The 22,622-nt window shown below is 65.7% G+C and carries 18 protein-coding genes; 11 read left to right on the top strand and 7 right to left on the bottom strand.

From position 1 onward, the window contains the following. Positions 1-105 precede the first annotated feature (105 nt). Positions 106-819, top strand: a complete 714-nt coding sequence (locus ACK4FJ_RS13795; RefSeq protein ID WP_409767278.1) for an alpha/beta hydrolase — start codon at positions 106-108, stop codon at positions 817-819. Positions 820-936: 117 nt separating this feature from the next. Here the strand turns inward: ACK4FJ_RS13795 and ACK4FJ_RS13790 are convergent, their stop codons facing one another. From ACK4FJ_RS13790 to ACK4FJ_RS13780, 3 genes are all read right to left on the bottom strand, one after another. Beyond that, complete coding sequence (locus ACK4FJ_RS13790; RefSeq protein ID WP_409767277.1) at positions 937-1,698, bottom strand: hypothetical protein; 762 nt, start codon at positions 1,696-1,698, stop codon at positions 937-939. A 252-nt stretch (positions 1,699-1,950) separates the two neighbouring features. After that, on the bottom strand, positions 1,951-2,649 hold the full coding sequence (locus ACK4FJ_RS13785) for a hypothetical protein (RefSeq protein WP_409767276.1): 699 nt from the start codon (positions 2,647-2,649) through the stop codon (positions 1,951-1,953). A 194-nt stretch (positions 2,650-2,843) separates the two neighbouring features. After that, entirely contained in the window at positions 2,844-3,014 is a 171-nt protein-coding gene (locus tag ACK4FJ_RS13780; protein ID WP_409767275.1) for a hypothetical protein, read from the bottom strand. A 125-nt stretch (positions 3,015-3,139) separates the two neighbouring features. Between ACK4FJ_RS13780 and ACK4FJ_RS13775 the strand changes: the two genes are divergently transcribed. From ACK4FJ_RS13775 to ACK4FJ_RS13760, 4 genes are all read left to right on the top strand, one after another. Continuing rightward, positions 3,140-4,459 carry a ferric reductase-like transmembrane domain-containing protein gene (locus tag ACK4FJ_RS13775; protein WP_409767274.1) on the top strand — a complete coding sequence of 440 codons (1,320 nt, stop codon included), beginning with the start codon at positions 3,140-3,142 and terminating at the stop codon, positions 4,457-4,459. A 153-nt stretch (positions 4,460-4,612) separates the two neighbouring features. Further along, entirely contained in the window at positions 4,613-5,092 is a 480-nt protein-coding gene (locus tag ACK4FJ_RS13770; RefSeq protein ID WP_409767273.1) for a MarR family winged helix-turn-helix transcriptional regulator, read from the top strand. 56 nt (positions 5,093-5,148) lie between these two features. Then, a complete protein-coding gene (gene fabF, locus ACK4FJ_RS13765; protein WP_409767272.1) occupies positions 5,149-6,441 on the top strand; it encodes a beta-ketoacyl-ACP synthase II in 1,293 nt (430 codons plus the stop codon). 34 nt (positions 6,442-6,475) lie between these two features. Then, positions 6,476-6,793 carry a hypothetical protein gene (locus tag ACK4FJ_RS13760; protein ID WP_409767271.1) on the top strand — a complete coding sequence of 106 codons (318 nt, stop codon included), beginning with the start codon at positions 6,476-6,478 and terminating at the stop codon, positions 6,791-6,793. A gap of 41 nt (positions 6,794-6,834) precedes the next feature. Here the strand turns inward: ACK4FJ_RS13760 and ACK4FJ_RS13755 are convergent, their stop codons facing one another. After that, positions 6,835-7,923, bottom strand: coding sequence for an anhydro-N-acetylmuramic acid kinase (locus ACK4FJ_RS13755; protein ID WP_409767270.1), 1,089 nt, complete (start codon positions 7,921-7,923; stop codon positions 6,835-6,837). Between the two features lie 108 nt (positions 7,924-8,031). Here ACK4FJ_RS13755 and tyrS point away from each other — a divergent pair, with 108 nt between their 5' ends. Both tyrS and ACK4FJ_RS13745 read left to right on the top strand, forming a co-directional pair. Next, complete coding sequence (tyrS, locus tag ACK4FJ_RS13750) at positions 8,032-9,288, top strand: tyrosine--tRNA ligase (RefSeq protein ID WP_409767269.1); 1,257 nt, start codon at positions 8,032-8,034, stop codon at positions 9,286-9,288. 340 nt (positions 9,289-9,628) lie between these two features. Next, positions 9,629-12,016: a penicillin acylase family protein gene (locus tag ACK4FJ_RS13745; RefSeq protein ID WP_409767268.1), complete on the top strand. Its 2,388-nt coding sequence runs from the start codon at positions 9,629-9,631 to the stop codon at positions 12,014-12,016. A gap of 206 nt (positions 12,017-12,222) precedes the next feature. Here ACK4FJ_RS13745 and ACK4FJ_RS13740 read toward each other — a convergent pair whose 3' ends face one another. Together ACK4FJ_RS13740 and ACK4FJ_RS13735 are read right to left on the bottom strand one after the other, a co-directional pair. Then, positions 12,223-12,459 (bottom strand): GIY-YIG nuclease family protein, encoded by a 237-nt coding sequence (locus ACK4FJ_RS13740; RefSeq protein WP_409767266.1) that lies wholly within the window; start codon positions 12,457-12,459, stop codon positions 12,223-12,225. A 126-nt stretch (positions 12,460-12,585) separates the two neighbouring features. Further along, entirely contained in the window at positions 12,586-15,774 is a 3,189-nt protein-coding gene (locus tag ACK4FJ_RS13735) for an AsmA-like C-terminal domain-containing protein (protein ID WP_409767265.1), read from the bottom strand. Positions 15,775-15,919: 145 nt separating this feature from the next. Here ACK4FJ_RS13735 and ACK4FJ_RS13730 point away from each other — a divergent pair, with 145 nt between their 5' ends. From ACK4FJ_RS13730 to ACK4FJ_RS13715, 4 genes are all read left to right on the top strand, one after another. After that, positions 15,920-19,159, top strand: coding sequence for a bifunctional [glutamine synthetase] adenylyltransferase/[glutamine synthetase]-adenylyl-L-tyrosine phosphorylase (locus ACK4FJ_RS13730; protein WP_409767264.1), 3,240 nt, complete (start codon positions 15,920-15,922; stop codon positions 19,157-19,159). Further along, positions 19,143-19,709 carry a peroxiredoxin gene (locus ACK4FJ_RS13725; protein WP_409767263.1) on the top strand — a complete coding sequence of 189 codons (567 nt, stop codon included), beginning with the start codon at positions 19,143-19,145 and terminating at the stop codon, positions 19,707-19,709. The genes ACK4FJ_RS13730 and ACK4FJ_RS13725 overlap by 17 nt, the downstream gene beginning before the upstream one ends. 182 nt (positions 19,710-19,891) lie before the next feature. Then, complete coding sequence (locus tag ACK4FJ_RS13720; RefSeq protein ID WP_409767262.1) at positions 19,892-21,298, top strand: M23 family metallopeptidase; 1,407 nt, start codon at positions 19,892-19,894, stop codon at positions 21,296-21,298. After that, positions 21,255-21,770 (top strand): polymer-forming cytoskeletal protein, encoded by a 516-nt coding sequence (locus ACK4FJ_RS13715; protein WP_409767261.1) that lies wholly within the window; start codon positions 21,255-21,257, stop codon positions 21,768-21,770. Before ACK4FJ_RS13720 ends, ACK4FJ_RS13715 begins: the two co-directional genes overlap by 44 nt. 55 nt (positions 21,771-21,825) lie before the next feature. Here ACK4FJ_RS13715 and ACK4FJ_RS13710 read toward each other — a convergent pair whose 3' ends face one another. After that, positions 21,826-22,512, bottom strand: coding sequence for an esterase/lipase family protein (locus ACK4FJ_RS13710; protein WP_409767260.1), 687 nt, complete (start codon positions 22,510-22,512; stop codon positions 21,826-21,828). Positions 22,513-22,622: the final 110 nt, after the last annotated feature.

The following is a 22,622-nucleotide window of genomic DNA, read 5'->3' as shown; positions in this document are numbered from 1 at the left end:
TTTAAGCTTGAATTTCGCGCTGCCAACTATGGTAAAACTGGCCCGCGAGCAACCGAATATCCAGCGCCGGATACTCCCCAATTCCGGCGGAAGCGACGAGCAGAGATGCCTGACATAATTTTCCCCGGTCCCGACGGGCGGCTGGAAGGCCGTTATACCCACGGGCCGGAGGCCAATGCCCCCATTGCCCTGATCCTGCATCCGCACCCGCTGTATGGCGGGACGATGAACAACAAGGTTGTCTACAACCTGTTTCACGTCTTCGCCAAGCGCGGCTTCTCGGTGCTGCGCTTCAACTTCCGCGGCGTCGGCCGCAGCCAGGGCGTCTTCGACCATGGCACCGGCGAACTTTCCGATGCGGCCTCGGCGCTCGACTGGCTGCAGGCCTATAACCCCAATGCCTCGGCGGTGTGGATCGCCGGCTTCTCCTTCGGCGCCTGGATTTCGATGCAGCTGCTGATGCGGCGGCCGGAGATCGACGGCTTCATCTCGGTGGCGCCGCCGGCCGGCATGTATGATTTCGGCTTCCTCGCCCCCTGCCCCTCCTCGGGCCTGATCATCCAGGGCACCGACGACAAGATCGTGGCCGAGCCGGAAGTGGCCAAGCTGGCCCAGCGCCTCGCGCTGCAGAAGGGCATCAAGATCGATTACAAGAAGGTCCAGGGCGCCGACCATTTCTTCGAAGGCAAGCTGGATGAACTGACGGCGGCCTGCGACAAGTATGTGAAGACCTCGCTGGTGCCCACCTCGGCCCGCGCCGGCAAGGGCGCCGTGGCCGCGAACAGCAATCCGCAATCCGGGCCGCAATCGGGCAGCTGATTTAGCTTCCCATTTGTAACTCTGGCGTCTCATTGCACAGACAGCAAATGGGACCCCGGGTCTCGTTGCACTCGCCCGGGGTGACGATAAGAAACAGTCGTCACCCCGGCCGGAGCGTCAGCGCAGAGCCGGGGTCCCATTATTTTGCGCCTCCATCTCCTCGTCGGGATCGGGGTCTTTCGCATAACGGATGCGGTGCATGTCCGGCCCCGGCAGGTCGATGATCGTGCCGAGCAGTTCGGCGCGGCTGCGTGGCGGCGGCGGCGCGGGTGGACGCGGCGGGCGCGGTTCCGGCTGCCAGGCTTCCGCGTAGCTGCGCGGCTTGGGCGGTGATGATGACTGCGGCGGCAATGGTGACTGGGGCGCGGCGGCCTGCACCGGCTTTGCGTCGTTTTGCGATGGTTTTGCATCGCTTACATCTTGATTTTGTTGAGACTGGTTTTTCTGCGCTGAGGCTTCAGCGGCCTGCCGGCGCGCGAAGCTTTGCTCCATGCGCGCCACCTCGGCATCCATCCTGGCGCGCTGGGCGGCAATGCGTTTGCGGAAGGCCTGGTTGGGCGGCGGCGACGCGGCGAGCCGCAGGCGTTCGCCGGCATCGGGGCGGTTGGTCGATGGCGTAACCTCAGCGAGTCCGGCCTGCTCACCCAGCCAGCGCAGCGTCGCCGGATCGTATTTTTCGATCTGCGGCATGGCGCGCAGCAACGCCTCGCGTCCCTCGCGGGCCAGCCTGAATTGCGCCTGCAGGCGGCGGCGGTCGCCGGCCTGCTGGATCAGGAAGCGGAACCGCTGGCTGCTGCGCACATGGCGCCAGAAACGGTCCTCGTCGATGCCGAGCGCCGCGCAGATGGTCGGCAGTTCCTCGCCATCGGCCCACATCACCGCCCCGCGCCGCCAGGCGATCTGCGGCCGATTGCGGCGGGGGTATGTACTCTTCCTTGAACGGATCGTTTTCCGGTCGGTACGGCATAGCTCGCCTCCTGCTCTGGGGAGGCGGACAAGGATAACGCGGATTGAGGAAAAAGAAAACAAAAAAAGAACAAATAGGATAGAAGACTATAAATCAGACGCTTTCAGCCACAAGACCGAGTGATCACGCCTTGGCTGACGAAAGAACTGAGGGTTTTCCAGCCGCTACTCTTGTGGAGGTCTCCGCCTATTTAGACTTATGACCGGGGGCGTATACGTCCCTTCAGGACTATGCCGAGGGGGCTGAGTTTTTACTGAAGGGGCTTCGTAACGATGGCTAGGCAGTTCACCCACCCTCTTCCGATACTCGGGTTCTAGATACCGCAGTAGATCCAACGTGTAACGAAAATAGGCTTCTTGCTGTTTCAGAATTTCCAGGTCCAGATGCTCAACGTGGAGCATGATGTCGCCTGTTTCAGTCTTCACAGCTTTATCGAAGTCTGTGAAGTAAAGCCCGTCTTCAATGTCATAAGCCCAGTGGCAGTGAGCATACTGATTCCGGGTTCCTTTACACCATCGCATTGCGCCTAATGTTTCGTTGTAGACATCTTTCATCCCAACCGAGTCAAATTTTGGCCGCATAATCGCGCTTGTTATCTGGATGCGTGAATCTTCGCCTTTGATCCGAAAAAAAGCGCGTATTCCGGACTGTCGGTCTCCCAGGGTAGCCGCAAAACAAGACGCAAATAGGTACTCCAGTTCGCCGTAACCGGCTAATATGCGGCCGATAATGGCTGCATGATTTGGAAACGCCATAAAGGCTGGCATTATGGTTTCTGACATTAGCAAATCCCTCGATTCCGCAATGAACCGACTCCCACCCAAATAGGCGAAAGAGCGTTTTGAGGCGGCTTTGTGCAGCACGCTAGCTATCCCGCCTCACAAGCTGAAGGATATCTCTAAGCAGGTAGATAGGCCCAAGTAGAAAAAGAAAGTCGACTAAAGCTTCCTCTTAAGCTGCTTCACATACTCCCGTATCAATCAAACCCACATGGTAAGCGGGGGACCTAGGCAGGTTGGTGATTCATCAGTCGCACGACGAGCTGCCGGGCCATGGCCTAGTCGTGCGGCTTGGGCGGGTCGCGCTCCTGCCCGGTGCCCCAGCTTTCCAGCCAGGTGCCGAGTTCATCGCCGGTGATATGCAGGCCGGTTTCCTGGAAATCCTGCCACGCCCCAAGCGCCTCGCGCTTGAAGCTTTCGCGGGCTTCCTTGCGATCAGGAAATTCCATGGCGGCTGTGCCTTCTGAACACGCGGCAGAAAATGACGTGGGCCAAAAAATATGAACCAGTCGTAGCACGGATAATCGGATGTTGGGAATTTTCCGGCAAGCTTATCGTGTGCCATAATCGCCCCATGCCTCCAGCCCTGCTGATCGCCGGCTATATCCTGCTCACCCTCGCCCCGCTGGCTCTGGCCTGGGCGCAGGGCAAGCCGCCGCGCGCCTTCGTCGACGAGCTGTCGTCCGGGCTGGCGCTGGCCGCCTTTGCCATCCTGCTGATGGAGTTCCTGCTGTCGGGCCGGTTCCGCAGCATCTCGGAACGCATCGGCATGGATGTGACCATGCGCTTCCACCAGTTGCTGGCGCGCGTGGCCGCCGCCTTCATCCTGGTGCATCCCTTCCTCTATGCCACGCCGCTGGGCCTGGTCCGGCCCGACGACGCCACGCATCAGGGCCATCTCGGCCTCACCGGGGCTGCGGCCTATAGCGGCATCATCGGCTGGCTGCTGCTCCTGCTGCTGGTGGTCACGGCGATGCGGCGTACGCAGATCGGCCATTCCTACGAGCGCTGGCGCATCGGACATGCCGTGGGCGCCGTGCTGATCGCCGCGCTGGTGGCGCATCATGCCTTTGCGGCCGGGCGCTACAGCGGCGAAGGGCCGCTGCTGTGGTTCTGGGTTGGGCTGCTGGTGCTGGCGGGCATGACCATGCTGGTGGTGTATCTGATACGGCCGCTGCTGCGGCTGCGCCGGCCCTATGAGGTGGTGGCCGTGACGCCCGTGGCGCCGCAGACCTGGCAGCTTGAGATCAAACCGCGCCATGGCGCGGCGATGACATACGACGCCGGGCAGTTCGTCTGGCTGCGTGTGGGCGGCAATCCGTGGTCGCCCGACGAACACCCGTTTTCGCTGGCCTCGGCGCCGGCGGACCGCACCAAGCTGTCGTTCATCATCAAGGCGTTTGGCGATTTCACCTCAAAGCTGGGCGACGTCGCGCCCGGCACAGTGGCCTATGTCGACGGGCCTTACGGGCATCTGACGCTGGCGCGGCGAAAAGCTGAGGGCGTGGCTTTGCTGGCCGGCGGCGTCGGCATCGCGCCGCTGCTGGGTATCCTGCGCCAGATGCAGCTGAGTGGTGATCGCCGCCCGGCGATGCTGGTCTATGGCAACCGCAGCCGGACGCAGATCGTGCTGGCCGATGAGTTGGAGGCGCTGACGACAAGCCTCAATCTCACAGTCGTGCATGTGCTGTCGGAACCTGATGATGCGTGGACCGGCCGGCGCGGCATGCTGGACGAAGCCCTGCTGCGCGAGTTGTTCGGCTTCGACGGCGCCCAGCGCTGGTGCTACCTGCTCTGCGGGCCGCAGGGCATGATGGACAGCTGCGAGCGCAGCCTGCTGGGCCTAAGCATTCCGGCGCGGCAGATCGTCTCCGAACGGTTTTATTACGACTGAGGCGCCCATGACGGCCGCACACAGACTGCTGGTTGTTTTCTGGGGTATCACCGCAGCCATCGTGGCGGCCGTGCTGGCCTTCGCCCTGCGGTGAGGACTATGGCTTCCGGGCCGGGCCTTTGACTTGTGCATATGCATATGTCAGGGTGGGTCATGGCCGCCCGCCCCCCGAAAACGTCCAAGGTCAAAACCGCCAAGGCCGCCGCCTGCCTGCCGGAGGGCATGTCGGATGTCTGCATGCTGCTGAAGACGCGGCGCGCGGCACGCACGGTCACGCGGCGCTACAACGCGCTGCTGAAACCCTTCGGGCTGCAGAGCACGCAGGTTTCGCTGCTGGCCGCGATTGCCAGGGGCGGCTTCGACTCGGTGAGCGACCTGGCCGAGACCATGGCGCTGGAACGCAGCGCCATGCTGCGCAACCTGAAACCCCTGGAACAGGCCGGGCTGATCGCCTGCCCCCGGGGCGGCCAGGGCCGGGCGCAGAAATTCGCCCTCACCCGCAAGGGCGATGCGCTGCTGGTGAAGCTGATCCCGCTCTGGCAACGGGCGCAGGATGAGCTGCGCGAGGCCCTGGGCGACAAGGCCTGGCGCGCGGCACAGCGGGGGCTGGCCGCGCTGGGATCGCTGGCGTGAGTTTTGGGGTCTGAAAATTTTTTGCCTTAACATGTGTATATGCACAGGAGAAAGCCATGAGCATATCTAACGCCCGCCCCGCCAGCGACCGTATCGTTGTCACCGGCATGGGCCTCGTCACGCCTCTGGGCTGCGGCGTGGCGAAAGTCTGGGAGCGGCTGGTGGCGGCGAAATCCGGCATCCGGCGCAACACGCGCATCGATGTCGCCGACCTGCCCAACCAGATCGCCGGCCTGGTGCCGACGCGCGCGGACGATGCCGAGGCCGGCCTCGATATCGACAGCGTGGTGGCGCATAAGGATCGCAAGAAGGTGGATCTCTTCACTATCTATGCGCTGGCCGCAGCGGAAGAAGCGCTGACGCAGGCTAACTGGAAACCCGAGGACGAAGCGGCGCGCGAGCGCACCGCCACGGTGATCGCCAGCGGCATCGGCGGCTTCCCGACGATCACCGAGGCCAAGGCCACGTTGGACTCGCGCGGGCCGCGCCGGCTGTCGCCCTTCGTGGTGCCGGCCTTCCTCGCCAACTTGGCCGCCGGCAATGTCTCGATCCGCTATGGCTTCAAGGGGCCGCTGGGCACGCCGGTGACGGCCTGCGCCGCCGGATTGCAGGCGATCGGCGACGCCATGCGCCTGATCCGCTCGGGCGAAGCCGATGTGGCTTTGGCCGGCGGCACGGAGGCCTGCATCGACCGGCTCTCCATCGGCGGCTTCGCCGCGGCGCGCGCCTTGTCGACGGCGCGCAACGATGCCCCCGAGACGGCCTCGCGGCCGTTCGATCGCGACCGCGACGGTTTCGTGATGGGCGAAGGCGCCGGCCTGCTGGTGCTGGAGACGCTGGAGCATGCGTTGACGCGCGGTGCTGTGCCGCTGGTGGAACTCACCGGTTATGGCACCAGCGCCGATGCCTGGCACCTCACCTCGGGGCCGGAAGACGGCTCGGGCGCGGCGCGCGCCATGCAGGCGGCACTGAGGATGGCAGGCTCAGGCGGCGGCGAGATCGGCTATGTGAACGCCCATGCCACCTCGACGCCGGTGGGCGACAATGGCGAGGTGGCGGCTTTGCGCCGCGTGTTCGGCGACAAGCTCAAGGACGTGGCGGTTTCCTCCACCAAGTCGGCCATCGGCCATCTGCTCGGCGCGGCCGGCGGCGTGGAGGCGGTGTTCACCGCCATGGCGATCCGCAGCGGCATCCTGCCGCCGACCCTGAACCTGCATGCCCCGGACGACGGCAACGAGGATCTCGACTTCGTGCCGCTGACGGCGAAGGCACGCGCCATCACGGCGGCTTTGTGCAACGGCTTCGGCTTCGGCGGCGTGAATGCCGCGATTGTCATGAAGGCTGTGTGATGCTTAGCTGACGGGGCAAAATGAAGGAGCCGGCATGAGTCTGCGGGCATGGATCATCCTCGCCATCATCGCCGCCGCCGGCTGGACCGCCGCCGGCCTGATGGCGCTGGTCTTCCTCGCTTATGTCGGCTGGATCGGGCTGCTGGTGATCGGCCTGATCGTGTTGCTGGCCAGCATCGCGGTCGACCTCAATGCCGACCACCCGGCGCATCTGCCCAGCGCGCATCTGATGGCGCGGCAGTATGAAAGGATGCTGGAAGGCAGCCCGGAGGACCGTGCCGCGCGGTTTGCCGAGCGGCTGGAGCGTCGGCGGCTGCTCTACTCGTGCGCACCTTCGCCATCGCGCTGGTGATGCTGGGCGGCGGCATGACTTTGCTGCACCAGATCTGAAAATCAGGGGCGATAGAACCGCCCGCCGCTGACCGGTCTGCGTACGCCGGTGGTGCCGGGCAGGCTTAAGCTCAGGCCGCGCGCGGCCCGCGCGGCGAGGAAAGCGAAGGCCTCGGCCTCCAGGTGGTCGCCATGCCAGCCCACGGCCTCGACCGCCTCGACCGGCATGTTGAGCTGCTGGGTCAGCATACGCATCAGCGTCGTGTTATGCCGGCCGCCGCCGCAGACCAGGCAACGCAAAGGGCGTTGCGGCAGATGTTGCAGCCCGCGTGCGACGCTGGCCGCCGTGAATGCCGTGAGCGTCGCGGCGCCGTCCTCCACTGAAAGCCCCTGCACGGGGGCGGCGCTGAAATCGTTGCGGTCGAGGGATTTCGGCGGCGGGGCACTGAAATAGGGATGGTCGAGCAGGCGCTGCAGGGCGGCTTCGTTCACGCGGCCCTGCGCCGCCGTTGCGCCGCCTTCGTCATGGGCCTGACTGCTGTGATGCAGCATCCAGTCGTCGATCAGCGCGTTGCCCGGGCCGGTATCGAAGGCGATCAGGTCGGAGTCTTGGTCGCCGCCGATATAGGTCACGTTGCCGACGCCGCCGAGATTGAGCACCAGCAGCGGCGGCGCCAAGCCGGCATGACGCGCCAGCGCTGCATGATAGAGCGGCACCAAAGGCGCGCCCTGCCCGCCCATGGCGACATCGGCGGAGCGGAAATCGGAAACGGTGGCGATGCCGGTGAGCCGCGCCAGCAGGGCGCCGTCGCCGATCTGCCAGGTGCGGCCTTCGTCCGGGCGATGCAGGATGGTCTGGCCGTGGAAGCCGAGCCAGGCGATGTCCTGCGCTGTCATGCCAGCCTTCTCCAGCAGGGCGGCGACGGCCTCGGCATGGGCCTGGGTGAGCTGCCGCGCCACGGCGCCGGCCGCATGGCCGCCACTGTTCAGCAGCGCGCGGATTTTCTCGCGCAGCGCCGGGGCATAGGGCAGCGTCAGCGCCGGGCCGAACTCCGCGATGCTTTCGCCATCGGTGCGCAGCAGGGCGGCGTCGATGCCGTCCAGCGAGGTGCCGCTCATCAGGCCGATGATCCAGGAGGGCTGCGGGGACAAGTCGGGAACACCTGATCGAGAGGGCGGAGGCTGGGAGAATCGGGTCCGCTATGATAGACCATCGGGCCTTTCCCGCCCACAGGACCCAAGCCAAAGCCAGAGCGCGCCATGACCGAGTTCCGTTCCGACTTCCTGCAGACCATGAGCCAGCGCGGCTACCTGCACCAGTGCACCGACGGCGAAGCCCTCGACGCACTCGCGCAGACGCCGGCGGGGATCACCTGCTATGTCGGCTACGACTGCACCGGGCCGAGCCTGCATGTGGGCCACCTGCTCTCGATCATGATGCTGCGCCGCCTGCAGCAGGCCGGCCACAAGCCCATCGTGCTGATGGGCGGCGGCACCACCAAGGTGGGCGATCCCTCGGGCAAGGACGAGGCGCGCAAGCTGCTGACGGTGGACGACATCGCCGCCAACATGGCGAGCATCAAGACCGCCTTTTCGCGGTTTGTCACCTTCGGCGACGGCCCGTCGGACGCCATCATGGTCAACAACGCCGACTGGCTCGACAAGCTCAACTACATCGACTTCCTGCGCGATTACGGCCGGCATTTCTCGGTCAACCGCATGCTGTCGTTCGACAGCGTGAAGCTGCGGCTGGAACGCGAGCAGCCGCTCAGCTTCCTCGAATTCAACTACATGATCCTGCAGGCCTACGATTTCGTCGAACTGGCCCGCCGCCACAAATGCAATCTGCAGATGGGCGGCTCGGACCAGTGGGGCAACATCGTCAACGGCGTGGAACTCGGCCGCCGCGTGCATGACCTCAGCCTCTATGGCCTGACCTGCCCGCTGCTGACCACCGCGGCCGGCCACAAGATGGGCAAGACCGCTTCGGGCGCCGTGTGGCTGAACGAGGACATGCTGCCGACCTACGATTACTGGCAGTACTGGCGCAACTGCGAGGATGCCGATGTGGGCCGCTTCCTGCGCCTGTTCACCGACCTGCCGCTGGACGAGATCACGCGGCTGGAGCGGTTGCAGGGCGCCGAGTTGAACGAGGCCAAGAAGGTGCTGGCCACCGAGGCCACTGCCTTGTGCCGTGGCCGCGAGGCGGCCGAACATGCGGCCGAGACCGCGCGCAAGGCCTTCGAGGAAGGCAGTTTCGGCGGCGACCTGCCGGTGGTGAAGGTCGCGCGCGACCGACTGGAAGCCGGCATCGAGGCCTTCGCGCTGGTGCTGGAAGCCGGCCTGGCGAAATCGGGCGGCGAGGCGCGCCGGCATATCCGCGGTAACGCCATCAAGCTGAACGACCAGCCGGTGAAGGAAGAGACCCAGCGCATCTCGGCCACCGACCTCGGCGCCGATGGCCGCCTGCGGCTCAGCTTCGGCAAGAAGCAGCATGTGCTGATCGAGACGGCGTAAGACCAAACAAAAAATGGGATCCCCGCTTTCGCGGGGATGACGTTCCGTGTTTCGTCATCCCGGCCTTGAGCCGGGATCCCATTTACGCTCCCCGAGTCGCTTCCATCATTCCTAAACCGTCACCCTCGGGCTTGGCCCGAGGGTCCATCTGTCAGACCTGTCAGGTCGTGAGCTACCAGAAAAAACGTGGATGCCCGGAACAAGTCCGGGCATGACGGTTTTGGGAAATCGATTCAATGACGATACAACGAATCGTCATGCCGCCTTCCCGCTTCCGCAGCGGCAGGATTGCCGCCGCCGCCGCGCTGGCGGATAGTCTCCTCTATCAAGGAGACCCGCCATGCTGAAGCGCATCGTCCAAATCCTGCTTGCCCTCGTGATCGTCGTCGTCGCCGGCATCGGCGGCGGGCTGGCCTGGCTGCGCTGGGGCAACGGCTACAAGACCGACGGCGAGCTGCGGATGGCCGGCCTGGACGCGCCGGTGCGCGTGCTGCGCGATGGCCATGGCATTCCCTATATCTTCGCCCAGAACACGCCCGACTTGATCCGCGCGCAGGGGTTCGTCACCGCGCAGCACCGCCTGTTCCAGCTGGAAGCCTATCGCGCGCTGATCTATGGCCGCGTGGCGGAAGTCGTCGGCGAGGCCGGGCTGGAGAGCGACAGGCAGATGCGCATTCTGGGCCTGGCGCAGAATGCCCAGCGCCATGCGAAACTGCTGAGCCCGGAAGCGCGCGATTTCCTCACCTGGTATGCGGAAGGCCTGAATGCCTATGCCGCGCTGACATCCGACCACCCCGTCGAGCTGAAACTGGCTGGCTTCCGCGTCGGGCCGTGGAGCCTGGACGACATGGTGGCCGTGCTGCATTTCGTTAATCTGAGCCACGCCACCAATTACCGGGCCGAGCTGCTGATGCAGGCGATGATCGACAAGCTGGGCTTCGAGAAGGCGAAGGCGCTGTTCCCGCTCAACGTCAATCCCGACCGCAAGGCGCAGCTGGCTTCGCTCGATACTCCGGTGCAGGTGGTGGAAGGCCTGAACGTGCAGGACCTGATCCTGCAGACCGGCGCGCCGATTGCCGCCCCCATCGAACTGGGCAGCAACAACTGGGCGGTGTCGGCCGCGCGCTCGGCTTCGGGCGCCACGATTGTCTCCAACGATCCGCATCTGGATGCGCGCACCCTGCCCGGCATCTGGCATCCCGTCGGCCTGTTCGCGCCCGGCATCCAGGCCGTGGGCGCCGCCCTGCCCGGCGTGCCAGGCCTGACGGTGGGCCGCACGCCCCACGTGGCCTTCGGCGTGACCAACGGCTATGGCGATTCCCAGGACCTGTTCGTCGAGACGGTCGATCCCGCCAACCCGGCGAACTACATGAATGGCGGCGCGAGCGTGCCCTTCGAGACGCGCGAGGAGATCATCCGCGTGAAGGACGGCAAAGCGGAAGGCGGCGTGCGGGAAGAGAAACTGACCGTGCGCGGCACGAAACGCGGCCCGGTGGTGGGCAGCGCCGCCAATGGCCGCGTGCTCAGCCTGCGCATGGCTTCGGCCGAGATTCCGGGCGGCGGTTTGGGCATCGAAAAGCTGCTGACGGCGAAAACCGTGCAGGAGGTGGATGCCGCCGCGCAGCAGATGGGTGTGATGTATTTCAACTACGTGTTCGGCGACAGCAGCGGCGCGGTGGGCCATCGCGCCACCGGCCTGGTGCCGTTGCGCGCCAGCGGCCAGGGCGTGTTCCCCAAGCCGGCGGAAACAGCGGCCAATGACTGGCGCGGCTTCATCCCGCCCGACAAACTGCCCGGCCAGATCGCGCCGGCCCGCGGCTGGGTCGGCACCGCCAATCACGACACCCAGCCGGATAACTATCCCTATCATTACGGCAGCTATTTCTCGCCGCCCTATCGTTACGCCACGATCAAGAACCGCATCGAAAACGGCCCGGCGATGAAGGCCGAGGACCATCTGAAGCTGATGCAGGATATCAGCAACGCACAGGCGCGCATGCTGGCGCCGAAGATCGTGGCCGCCCTGCAGGGCGGCAAACATGCCGATCTGGCGACGATCCTCTCGGGCTGGGATTTCCACGAGCGCACCGACAGCGCCGCGCCCACCATCTATCATGCGATCTACGAGGCGCTGGCAATGCAGACCTTCGCCGATGACCTTGGTCCGGAGCTGGCGAAACGCTGGCTCTCAAGCTGGTACACTTGGCAGTCGCGTTTCGATGCGCTGCTGGAAAACCCGGCCTCGCCCTGGTTCGACGATGCGGCCACGCCAGCCGTGGAAACCCTGCCCGACATGATCCGCCGCGCCGCCGATGTCGCGCGCGCCGACCTGCAAGCCAAATACGGCGAGACGCCGCAGGGCTGGCTATGGGGCAAGGCCCATACCATCGCCTTCGTCAGCCCCTTGCGCCGCAGCGGCGCGGGTGCGGCATTGCTCGGCACCGCGCCGCAGGCTTACGCCGGTTCGGGCGAGACGGTGCAGCGGGCACTGTCGGCCTATGGCCAGGGTTTCGAGACGCGGTTCTTCGCCTCGTTGCGCTTCATCGCCGACTTCTCGGATTCCGAGAAGGTGATGGCGGCGGTGTCGGGCGGCGTGGCCGAGCGCCAGTTCGGCCCGCACCAGCGAGACCAGCTTGATGCCTGGATGAACGGCCGCCTGCTGCCCTGGTGGTTCGCGCCGCAGGCGGTGGAAGCCAATGCGCGGCAGGTGCTGGTGCTGAAGCCGTAACGCAAGCTGCCTCACCGTCGCAGGAAAATGGGACCCCGGCTCTGCGCTGACGCTTGGCCGGGGTGACGATATTTTTTCGGCGCCCTTTTATCCGCCACTCCGGGCGAGTGAAACGAGACCCGGGGTCCCATTTTTCAAAGCAATGTCTCGTATAAATCGGCCCAGGTCGGATTCGTCGACTGAATCAGTTCGATCTTCCAGGCTCTCTACCACCGCTTGACCCGCTTCTCGCGTTCTATCGCCAGACGGATATCGTCGTGGGCTTCGACATAAACAAGGCGTTTCAAGCCGTACCGTTTCGTGAAGCCATCCGCCACCCCATCGCGATGCTCCCATGCCCGCCGTTGAATATCGGATGTGACGCCGACATACAGCGTTCCGTAGGGTTTGTCCGTGACGATATATACCCACCCGCCTGCCATGCGGAAGATGGTCGAAAACAATGGGACCCCGGGTCAAGCCCGGGGTGACGCAATGCGGGTTAAAAATAGCACCGTCACCCCGGGCGAGTGAAACGAGACTCGGGGTGACGGCTTTTGTGAGAGCCGCGAAATGGCGCGGCCCAGTACCTAAGGCGTGATCTTGGGAGGTTCCGGCGGCGGTGGGGGCTGCGGCGGCTGTTGCGGCTGCTCCTGCGCGGCGCCCGGTTCGCTGGTCGGTGCCTGGAAGACGCGGCGCAAAAAACCCGGTGCGATGGCCGACAATGGATTGACGGTGAATTGCGGGTCGTCCTTCGAGCCCGAGACCGCGAAATTCACACCGATGATGCCGTCGCCCACGAACAGGTCGCCCAGCAGCGGAATCCTGCCCAGGATGGTGTTGAGCACGAAGGCGGGCACGGCGGTGCCGGCGACGCTGATGCTGTCGGTGCGGTCGTAGATATTGCCCTCGAAGGTGATGCCAAGCTGCGGACCGGTCAGGCGCGCGGGATGCAGGGTGAGCACGCCATCCTTCTTGCTGAACGGCACCTCGCCGGTCTCGAACAGGATGCCCTCGCCCGAGAGCAAAGCCGAGAGGCCGGCGAAGGAGCCTATGCCGAGCAGCCGCGCCAGGAAGGGCGCGCGCACGGCGCGGACGTTCTGCATGGTCATCTTGCCGGTGAGCGGCTGGCTGGCCTTGGTGTCGTCGTAGGCGCCGCTGACCTGCATGGTGCCGCCCTGCATGTCGGTGATGCCGAGGAAATGCAGGATGGCGCCGGCATTGTCGGAATCGAGGCGCAGGTTGCGCCCTTCCAGCGCCGGCGTGATGAAGAAGCTGATACCGCCCTTGGTGGCGAAGCCGCCGGTGAGGCTGACGCGCTCGAGCCGCTTGGGCTCGCGCTGCACGCTGAGCGACAGGTTGCGCATCTCCAGCCCGTCTTCCAGCACCGCCTCGTCGAGCCGCAGGTCGAGCGTCAGGCGCGGTTTGGTCGCACCCGGCTCGCCATCATCGGCGAAGGCATCCCTCACGAAGGGCCGCAGGTCGAAGCGTTTGCCGCCCAGTTCGATCCGCGCGTCGCCGTTGGCGGCATAACCGATGCGGCCGCTGGCGTCGTTGTCGCCATATTTCAGGCTGGCGATCTCGGCGGACCAGCCGCCATCCTTGTTGAGCTGTGCCTTGGCGCGACCCGACAGCGCGGGGCCGGTCAGTTCGATCAGGTCGAAGATCACCGGCTGACCGGCGCGGGTGCGGACCTGCACCCGGCCCTGCCCTGGCGTGCCGGCCGGCTTGCCCAGATGCGCCTCGGCGACGACGATGGTGGCGTCCGTCAGGTCGAACTCGCCGCCGATGGCGGTTTCGCCGCCGCGGCGTTCCTCGATCTCCATGTTGGCATCCACCGGCCCGTCGATATAGGGTGCCAGCGGATAGCCCAGCGCCTTGCGCTGCGCCTCGTCGATGCGGCCCTGCAACCGATAGCGCGCCGGCACGGCGACGCGGGCATTGAATTCCTGGCGCCAGAAAATCTGCAACGGCACGCCGTTGAGCGCCGCCTTGCCGCTGGCCTCCAGCGCCTTGGCATCGACCTTCAGCTTCATCTCGCCATTGCTCAGGCCATAGCGCCCCATTAGGCCGTCCATGCTGAGCCCGGTGAGGTCTGCCTCGGCCGTCACCGCGATGTCGTCGGTCTTCAGGCTGTTGAGCAGCGGGAATTTCAGCCGCCATTTCACGACCGCATCGCCGCCCACGCCTGCCGGCTTGATCGCCAGCCGGGAAGGAAAACCAAGCGGCTTCTGGTCGATCAGCGCCAGCACGTCGCTGCTTTTGCCGCGCGCCGCGCTGACGATCTCGGCATGCTGCTCGGCATCCTGCAGGCCGGTGATCTTCACCTGGCCGGGGCCGACCTGAAGCACGCCGGTTGGCAGCGTGACGGTCGCGTTTTCCACGGTCAGGTCGAGCAGATCGGCATCCAGCGTGGCGCTGCCCTTCGCCGCGCGCAGCTTGGTCATCGGCGCGAGGTAATCGACCTGTAAACCCTCGAAGGCGAAATCCAGTTTCACGGCCTCGCGCGGCAGGCGCTGTTCGCCCGACAGCATGGCCGGAGTGAGCGCGGCCTCGAAGCGGCCGGCCGAGACCTTGCCCTCGCGGATATTGCCGGTGACCCAGTCGCGCGCGTTCTTCGCCATGCCGGCCGGCCAGTATTGCGCCAGCGCGTCGGTCGGCAGGTCGAAGAACTGGCCCTTCAGCTCCAGGCCGTAGCGCTCGCCCTCGGCGCGGCTGACCCAGCCGCCGAAGGACATGCGGAAGCCATCGGCGAAGGCGATGCTGCCCTCGTCGATGTAGAGGCGGTTGTTAGCACCATCGGCATAGCCGCGGAAGCGCGCCTCGGTCAGATCGAGCGGCACGGCGAGGACATCGGGCGCCTGCACGCGGCCGGCGCCGGCATGCAGGTCGAAATTCAGGCCAAGCTGTTCGCCGCTTTCGTTCAGGCGCAGGGTCAAGCTGCCGCTGAGCGGCGCGGCGAAATAGTCCAGCGGCTGCAGTTCGGGCACCACGTCGGCGAAATCGGACGGTTCGACATTGTCGAACTGCACGTTGACGCTGGCGGCGCGGTCGGCCGAGACGTAATCGGCGCCGACCGTGAGGTTGACGCGGCGGTTGCGCCAGTCGAGCGCACCGGTGGCCGAGGCATAGACATGGCCCTCGCCGCGCCGGAAGGAGAGCTGCGCTTCCGGCACCACCCAGCGCTGATTCAGCTTCCAGTCCTCGATCACCAAGCGCTCGGCCAGGATCGAGACCATCTGGACCTGGCTGAGCGGATCGGTGGGATCGGGCGTGCGCGAGAGCGCGTCGAACACGCCAGCGAACATGCTGGTGGCGAGCGCGTCGCTGGGCGTGCGCAATTCCTCGGCATCGGTGGTGGCGCCGGGCTGGCCGTCGCCCTCAAGCGGCAGGCCGATCTGGAAACGGCCCTGGGCATCGCGCACCAGGCGTGCCTCGACGCCGCTGGCGAAGATATAGCGCGGCGCGATCACCCCGCGCAGCAGCGACGGGCCGCTGAGCGCCATGTCGACGAAGGGAATTCGCAGGGTGACGCGTTCGTCGCTGGCCCGGTAGCGCACGTCGACCACGCGCAGGCGCAGATTCTGGTCGCGCTCCGACCAGGCCAGCACGAGGTCGGCCATCTCGGCACGGATGCCGAATTGCGGCAGGGCCAGCGCCTCGCTGACATAGGGAATGAGAAAACCGACCGAGATCGGTTCCTGGGCCACGCGCCAGGCCAGAAACCCGCCCAGGCCGACCAGCGTCAGCGCCACCGCCACGACCGAGCGAACCAGCAACCGACTCCATCGCAAAACCACGTATCGCGTCCTCGTATGCGCCGGCCCGACCCGGCCGGACTGGCATTATGGTGACAGGGGGTTGCCGCTGCTTGACCCTGTGCGGAGTTTAGCCGAACTTCGCCTGCGGCACGAGGGAAACGCCATGCCATCCAAGCGATTACCGGCAAAAACCGGCAGGAAGACCAGCACGGCCAAAGCAACTACGGGCCGGGCGGCGAAATCCTTCGCCGCCAAACCGGCTGCCACGAAAAAAGCCGCCCCGAAAAAGAGCGCCGGCAAAAAAGCAGCCAAGGCTTCCGCCTTAAAGATCGGCACGGGCGGCACCGGCCGCAAGGCCGCCCCGGCAAAAAAACGTTCCGCCACGCGCCCGGGTTCCGGCGGCGCATGGCCGGGCCTGCCGCAGCCATTCGACCGGGACGCCGCCGCACGCGGTTTCGAACACTGGGCCGACATGCTGGCCGACCTGCCAGACCGGGCGCTGGCGAAACACCTGACCGCGGCGACGAAACACCCTGACGCAAAAACCCTGCTGGCCTGCCTGTTCGGCAACAGCCCGTTCCTGACCCAGCTGGCGCTGGACGAGCCCGCCACTCTGGCCCTGCTGCTGGAACGCGGCCCCGATGCCGCCTTCGAACAGGCGATGCAGGCCGTGAAGGACGCCACGCGCGGCTGCGACGAGCCCGAGGCGCTGGCCACGCCGCTGCGCCATGCCAAAAAACGTATCGCGCTGTCCATCGCGGTGGCCGACATCGCAGGCCTGTGGCCGCTGGAGAAGATCACCGGGTGTTTAAGCGACTTCGCGAGTCTGAGTATCGACAGCGCCATGGCCGTGCTGCTGCGCCATGCCGCCGCGCAGGGCGAACTGAAACTGCCCGATGCGAAGAAGGATCCCTGCCGCGGCTCGGGCTTCGTCGCCTTGGGCATGGGCAAGCTGGGCGCGCGCGAGCTGAACTATTCTTCCGACATCGACCTGATCATGCTGTTCGACCAGGAAGTGGTGCGCTACACCGGCCGCAAGACGCCGCTGGAATGCTTCGTGCGGCTGACGCAGCAGATGTTCCGCCTGCTGCATGACCGCACCGAGGACGGCTATGTGTTCCGCACCGACCTGCGGCTGCGGCCCGATCCGGGTTCGACGCCGGTGGCGCTCTCCATGGCGGCAGCCGAGACCTATTACGAAAGCTTCGGCCAGAACTGGGAACGCGCGGCGATGATCAAGGCGCGCCCCGTGGGTGGCGACGTCAAGGCGGGCCAGGGCTTCCTGCAGCGCCTGACGCCCTATGTGTGGCGCAAGAACCTGGATTTCGCCGCCATCGAGGACATCCATTCGATCAAACGGCAGATCCATGCCCATAAGGGCCATGCCGAGATCGCGGTGGAAGGCCACAACATCAAGCTGGGCCGCGGCGGCATCCGCGAGATCGAGTTCTTCGCCCAGACCCAGCAGCTGATCGCCGGCGGCCGCGACACGCGGCTGCGCTCAGCACCCACCTGCGATGCGCTGCGCGCCCTGGTCGCCACCGAGCGCCTGAGCCAGGCCGTGTGCGACGAGCTGATCGAGGATTACCGCTACCTGCGCAAGGTGGAGCACCGTCTGCAGATGATCGCCGACGAGCAGACCCATACCCTGCCGCGCGAGATCGACCATCTGGCCTGCTTCCTGGGCGAGGCGAATCCGCAGGCTTTCCGCGCTCGCCTGCTGGATGTGCTGGCGCGGGTGAAGCGCTATTACGACGACCTGTTCAGCGAGGCGCCGTCGCTGGGCTCCGAGACCGGCAGCCTGGTCTTCACCGGCACCGACGACGATCCGGAGACGCTGAAGACGCTGAGCGGTCTGGGCTTTACCGATCCGCCCGAGATCGCGGCGATGATCCGCGGCTGGCATTTCGGCCGCTATCGCGCCATGCGCTCGGAACGCGCCAGAGAAAAACTCACCGCCATCATGCCGCAATTGCTGGAAGCCTTCTCGCGCACCGGCAGCCCCGACGTGGCGATCCGCCGCTTCGACCATTTTTTGTCCAGCCTGCCGGCCGGCGTGCAGCTTTTCGCGCTGCTGCAAGCCAATCCCGCCGTGCTGGGCACCCTGGCCGAGGTGCTGGCCGCGGCACCGCAGCTGGCCGAGACGCTGGCGCAGAACAGCGCGCTGTTCGACAGCCTGCTGGAATATGCCGAGCATCCGCCGAGCTTCGACGCCGAGACGCTGGCGGCCAGCCTGAAGCGGCAGCTTTCGGCGGCGCGCGACTTCCAGGACGTGCTGGACTGGACGCGGCGCTGGACCACGGAGCTGAAGCTGCAGGTCGGCATCGGGCTGCTGCGCGGCACACTGGACGGCGTGGCTGCCGGCGATGCCTTAAGCCGCGTGGCCGATGCGGTGCTGGCCGAGTTGCTGGAGCGCGTGACGGCGGAATTCGCCAGCCAGCATGGCAGGATTCGCGACATGCAGTTGGCACTGATCGGCCTGGGCCGACTGGGCAGCCGCGAACTGACGCTGGAATCCGATCTCGACCTGGTGCTGATCTTCGACTGCCCGGAGAATGCCGGGGAGTCGAACGGCGCGCGGCCGCTGACGCCGGGGCTGTATTTCGCGCGGCTGTGCCAGCGCTTCATCAACGCGATCACGGCGATGACCGGCGAAGGCCGGCTGTATGAGATCGACATGCGCCTGCGTCCCAGCGGCGGCGCGGGGCCGATCGCCATCAAGCTGGATGCCTTCGCCGAATACCAGCGCACCGAGGCCTGGACCTGGGAGCATATGGCGCTGACGCGCGCCCGCGTGGTCTGCGGCGACACGAAGCTCAGCGCGCGCTTCGACAAGGTGCGGCGCGAAATCCTGACCATGGCGCGCGACGAGAAACGTCTGCTGGCCAATGTGGCGAGCATGCGCGCGCGGCTGGCGGCGCAGAAGCAGGGCAAGGGCATCTGGGACCTGAAACAGAGCCGCGGCGGCCTGGTCGATCTGGAATTCATCCTGCAATACCTGTTGCTGCGCCATGGCGCGGCGCAGCCGGACATCCTGCTGGCCAATCCGCTGCAGGCCCTGGAGGCCATGGCGCAGGCCGGCCTGCTGGACGCGAAGGCTTTGCGCGTGCTGCGCCTGGCCGGGCCGCTTTATGCCACCCTGCTGGCGGTGACGCGGCTGGCGGGGCGCGAGGAAGCCGGCGATCCCAGGCTGTGGCCGCCGGCCCTGGCCAAACGCCTGCCGGAACTGACGGGCGATGGCGGCCTGGAGGCCCTGGACGAACGGCTGGAGGATTGCCAGCGCCAGGTACACAGGCTGTTCGTCACCCTGGTCGAGCAGCCGGCCGCGCCCCATCTTTCGCTCGCAGATTCGCTGAACCAGGATTCCAACCGCACAGGACAGGACGATGGCAACCGCAGCTAAGACGAAGACCGCAACAAAGAAGAAAGCCGCCGCCAAGACGGCAACGCCGAAGAAGGCCGCATCGAAGAAGGAGGGCGCTGCCGCCGCCGGATTGCAGGTGGGCGACAAGGCCCCCGCCTTCACCATGCCGACCGATGGCGGCGGCACGGTTTCGCTCAGCGCCCTGAAGGGCAAGGCGGTGGTGCTGTATTTCTATCCCAAGGACGACACGTCGGGATGCACCAAGGAAGCCATCGACTTCACGGCGGCGAAGGCGAAGTTCGACAAGCTGGATGCCGTGGTGATCGGCTGCTCGCGCGACACCGCGAAAAGCCACGACAAATTCAAGGACAAGCACAAGCTGAAGGTGGTGCTGGCGGCCGACGAGTCGGGGAAAATCACCGACTCGTATGGCGTCTGGGTAGAGAAGAGCCTGTACGGGCGCACCTATATGGGCATCGAACGATCCACATTCCTGATCGACCGTACCGGGAAGATCGCGGCGATTTGGCGCAAGGTAAAAGTGCCCGGTCACGTCGACTCGGTGCTGAAGGCTGTGCAGGCGGTTTAGAATCAAGCGCTTGCTGCCTTTATCCACATTCTGTGGATAACACGCGCGACACGTGTTAAGTCCGTGTTCGCGCGTGTTTTTCTAAGATTCGTAACAGATTCTTTCTTGCATTAACCAAACCAAATAAGCCCTAATCGGCCCCAGCCAGAGGCGAGCGGTTTCCAAGACAAACGGGGGGCTTAGTGACGCGACGCGCGAGACGGCAATGGCGGGAGTTGCGCGACCGCCTGTTCCCAGAACGGCAGATCATTTTCCGCAGCCGGGGCGACGTGCGTTACGTCGCTCTCTCCAGTCGCGCCCAGATCGCGATGGCGGTGAGCGTGGTCGCTTTCGCCGGCTGGATCGGCTACGCCTCCGTGAACGTCTTCTATCGCGACGCCCTGCTCGACAGCCGCGACCGCCGCATCGCCGAACTCAGCCTGGCCTATGACCGGCTGGCGGCCGATTACGAAAAGAACCAGGAAAATTTCGTGGTCGCCTCGCGCGACCTGGAAGAGCGCTATCGCCGCCTCTACGACATGGCGATGAAACAGCGCAGCCCCGTCCTGCCCCCATCCGACACTGCCGAGGGCAACAAGGCCACGCCGCCGAAGGCCACCGCCAAGGCCGCCCCGGATGCCGCGCCCCAGAGCACGCTGGCCGCCAAGCCGGACGGCGAAACGGCCAAGGCTGTGGAAGGCGCAGCCGGCGGTGCCAAACCCGGCAGCGCGAAACCCGAGACCACCAAGCTGGCCTCGGCAGCCACCAGTCTGACCGGCAGCGACGACCCTGCCTCGATCGAGGATCTGGAAGGTATGCTGCGCGAGTCCAAGGCCAAGCCGCCGGTGCCGGCGGTGAAGCCGCGCGACATCGAGACCCGCATCCTGGCGGTGCGCGGCCGCCAGCGCGAATTACTGGATGAGCTGAGCCATCGCACCGAGCAGAGCCTGGCCGCGCTGGAGAAGGCGCTGAGCCGCACCGGACTGGATATCGGCGGCATGCTGGCACGCGCCACCGAGGCCCGCGCCGAGGTCGGCGTCGGCGGTCCGCTGCGCAGCCTGGACAGCCCGGCGACCCAGACCGCCTCGCTGGATCCGGTCGACCGCGACATGAACAGCCTGGAAGGCAAGCTCGGCCGCTGGGGCGAATTGATGGCCCTGGCCCAGCGCCTGCCGCTGGCCCTGCCGATGGGCGGCGAAGCGGAAACCTCGTCCACCTTCGGCCGCCGCATCGACCCCTTTACCAAACAGCCCGCCTTCCATGCCGGCATCGATTTCATCGGCCCGAACAAGGCGCCGGTGATGGCCACCGCACCCGGCGTGGTAGTCTTTGCCGGCCGCAAAGGCCCGTATGGCCGCGCGGTGGAAATCGACCATGGCCTAGGCGTGAAAACGCGCTATGCTCACTTAAGCTCGATTTCCGTTCAGGCGGGCGAGACCATTCCCTACGGCCGCCTGATCGGCACCATGGGTTCGACCGGCCGCAGCACCGGTCAGCATCTGCATTACGAAGTGCTGCTCGACGACGAGCAGATCGATCCCGCCAAATTCATCGAGGCTGGCTATCATGTTTTCAAGCAGCAAGAAGACCAATCCGCAGCCCGCCGCTAAGCAGGCTCCGCCCTCGATCCTGAGCGCCGGCCTGACGGTCAACGGCGATCTCAATTCCGAAGGCGAGGTGCAGATCGACTGCCTCGTCAACGGCGATGTCACCGCCGGCCGGCTGGCCATTGGCGAGAATGCCAAGGTGGTGGGCGAAGTGGTGGCCGAGCATGTGCTGATCCGCGGCGAAGTGATCGGCCGCATCCGCGCCAAGTCGGTGGAACTGGACAAGACCGCCAAGGTGCGCGGCGACATCTGGCACGAGCTGCTCTCGATCGCCGCCGGCGCCAAGATCGAAGGCCTGTGCAAGTTCGCCGAGAACCCGCGCGACATGGTGGCCAAGCTGAGCGTGGTCGCCTCCTCGGACGCCAAGGAAGAAACCGAGAAGACCGTGCAGAAGGCGATCAAGGGCGCGGCCGAAACCGGCCTGTCGGGCACCCTGCCCGGCCTCGCCGCCCGCGCCGCCACGGCGACGAGCTGAGAGAACCTTCATCCAGTCCAGAAGGCGGCCCCTGCGGGCCGCCTTTTTTTATGGCCTAGAAACGTCCCTCTTTCAGGAACCTTTGCACGGCGGCGATCACGTGCGGATCGTCGGGCAGAAAGCTATGCCCGACCGGCAGCATCAGCGTATGCGTCAATGCCGGCGGCAGGGCGGAATCCAGTTCCACCGTGCCGTCGCCCTGCTCCGTGGCACGATGCAGCAGGTTGATCCAGGCGCTGGGAATCAGCGGATGGAAACGCCGCGTGCCGGCAATCGCGCCGGTCTCCAGCTTCGGCCAGGGCAGGTCTGCCAGCCAAGGCGCGTCGCGATACAGCTCGCGCGCCGGGCGGCCGAACATCTCGGGCAGGCGGCTGAAGCCGCGCCGCGCCTGCAACCGCGCCACGGATAACGCGCCGCGATTGGGCACCCCCAGCAGCACGAGGCGACCGGCAGGAAACGGCAGCGGCTCGGACAACAAACTGCGCAGCAGCAGGCCGCCCAGCGAATGGCCAACAAAATGCGTTCTGGCGAAGTGGGTGCGTTGCGCACCGGCCAGCGCGGCGATGCGCGGCCGCAGCAGGGCCAGCAGGCCGGCATAATCGTGATGCCGCGAGGGATAATCCCAATTTTCGACGGCATAGCCGTCGCGCACCAATGCCTGCGCCAGCTTCGCCATCGAACGCGGCGTGCGCGCCAGGCCATGCAGCAGGATCACGCGGTCGGGTGATGATGTGGAATCCATTCCCCATAGTCATGCCCGGACTTAATCCAGGCATCCATGGGTATTTTAAACAGCGACTGGAAAATGCGTCGATGGCCGGCCAAGGAGGAGTGTTCCCGGGCCGGCCATGA

Source organism: Ferrovibrio sp. (assembly GCF_046297595.1).
Classification (GTDB): Bacteria; Pseudomonadota; Alphaproteobacteria; order Ferrovibrionales; family Ferrovibrionaceae; genus Ferrovibrio.
This window is presented reverse-complemented; position numbering and strand designations above follow the sequence as displayed.

Bases quoted from the DNA above. Each gene is read 5' to 3' on its own strand.
- ACK4FJ_RS13795 (WP_409767278.1), top strand. From the start codon at position 106: ATGCCTGACATAATTTTCCCCGGTCCCGACGGGCGGCTGGAAGGCCGT.
- ACK4FJ_RS13780 (WP_409767275.1), bottom strand. From the start codon at position 3,014: ATGGAATTTCCTGATCGCAAGGAAGCCCGCGAAAGCTTCAAGCGCGAG.
- ACK4FJ_RS13775 (WP_409767274.1), top strand. From the start codon at position 3,140: ATGCCTCCAGCCCTGCTGATCGCCGGCTATATCCTGCTCACCCTCGCC.
- ACK4FJ_RS13770 (WP_409767273.1), top strand. From the start codon at position 4,613: ATGGCCGCCCGCCCCCCGAAAACGTCCAAGGTCAAAACCGCCAAGGCC.
- fabF (WP_409767272.1), top strand. From the start codon at position 5,149: ATGAGCATATCTAACGCCCGCCCCGCCAGCGACCGTATCGTTGTCACC.
- ACK4FJ_RS13760 (WP_409767271.1), top strand. From the start codon at position 6,476: ATGAGTCTGCGGGCATGGATCATCCTCGCCATCATCGCCGCCGCCGGC.
- tyrS (WP_409767269.1), top strand. From the start codon at position 8,032: ATGACCGAGTTCCGTTCCGACTTCCTGCAGACCATGAGCCAGCGCGGC.
- ACK4FJ_RS13745 (WP_409767268.1), top strand. From the start codon at position 9,629: ATGCTGAAGCGCATCGTCCAAATCCTGCTTGCCCTCGTGATCGTCGTC.
- ACK4FJ_RS13730 (WP_409767264.1), top strand. From the start codon at position 15,920: ATGCCATCCAAGCGATTACCGGCAAAAACCGGCAGGAAGACCAGCACG.
- ACK4FJ_RS13725 (WP_409767263.1), top strand. From the start codon at position 19,143: ATGGCAACCGCAGCTAAGACGAAGACCGCAACAAAGAAGAAAGCCGCC.
- ACK4FJ_RS13715 (WP_409767261.1), top strand. From the start codon at position 21,255: ATGTTTTCAAGCAGCAAGAAGACCAATCCGCAGCCCGCCGCTAAGCAG.
- ACK4FJ_RS13710 (WP_409767260.1), bottom strand. From the start codon at position 22,512: ATGGATTCCACATCATCACCCGACCGCGTGATCCTGCTGCATGGCCTG.